Below are 1,063 nucleotides of genomic sequence, written 5' to 3'. Positions count from 1 at the left end.
GCACAATATTTTGCTAGAATTAGAGGATATATTACAACGCTCAAAAAAAATAAACAAAAAGTACTAGAAAATATTCAGCTTGCTTTTAGCAAAAATCCGTTCCTACCGGAAATGGCTGAATAGTTACGTTCTTCCCATTTAAATTCAGGGTTACCTAAAGTCCCTTCTGCTAAACCAAATATTCTTTGATCTGTTGGAGTTTCAGAATTTTGAGTTACATCTGAAGAAGCATAAATTGCATCCCCATTCAAAAGAGACACCCATTTATTATCAGGTATTCTATCATTCCCGATAATTCCGTAGCTAACTCTTAATTTTAATGCGTTTAGCCATGAGTTATTCTGTAAAAAAGATTCTTCTGTTATGTTCCATCCCAAAGACATTGAAGGGAAAAAACCTACTTGATTATTTGGTCCAAATTTGCTAGATGCATCTCTACGAATTACCGCTGACAATAAATATTTTTCTTTGTAGTTATATTGAAATCTAAAGAAGTAAGATAATAAACGTGCATCAAACGTGTTTTCTTCATTTTCTAATTGCTCATCAGTATAAAAATTCAAAACCTCTTCAGCATTTCCTAAATTTGCATTCTCAAAAGAACTTACCGGAACGCCTTTATAGAGTAGATTATTTCCAGTAAAGCCAGTAAATTCGCCTGTAGTTTTATATACAGAATTACCTAAAAGCATTGTTAAATTATGAACTTTATTAAAACTTGTATTATAATTTATATAGTTGTCCCAAGTATAATCGAAGTAGATATCTCGTTTTTCAGTAAGCCCACTTGAATCAGTGTTAAAGTTTTTTGAATTCCCATAATTAAATTGAGGCGCCAATTTTAAACCGTCAACAACAGCGTAGTTCATGAGAAACTGAGAACTTACTTTTAGATTTTCTGTAATTGAATAATCAACACCAATCGTAGGACTTATTCAGGGCAGAATCATACTTTTATATTTAATATTTTGAGCAAATAGTCTTCATTCCATCCAGCTTCAAGCCTTTTACTTTTTACAGATAGTTTTTTAGAGTTTTCATTTTTCAGTAAGTTTAAAGCAAT

Annotated in this window: 1 protein-coding gene; it reads right to left on the bottom strand. The window is 31.2% G+C overall.

The window, feature by feature from the left end; all coding sequences use genetic code 11:
- Nucleotides 1-74: 74 nt before the first annotated feature.
- Nucleotides 75-869 carry a hypothetical protein gene (locus ES044_RS18290; protein WP_147120787.1) on the bottom strand — a complete coding sequence of 265 codons (795 nt, stop codon included), beginning with the start codon at nt 867-869 and terminating at the stop codon, nt 75-77.
- Nucleotides 870-1,063: the final 194 nt, after the last annotated feature.

The sequence above is a fragment of the Polaribacter sp. IC066 genome, from assembly GCF_007997085.1.
In the GTDB taxonomy this organism is placed as follows: Bacteria; Bacteroidota; Bacteroidia; order Flavobacteriales; family Flavobacteriaceae; genus Polaribacter.
Note: the sequence above shows the minus strand (reverse complement) of the source record. Positions and strands in the feature narration are given on the sequence as shown.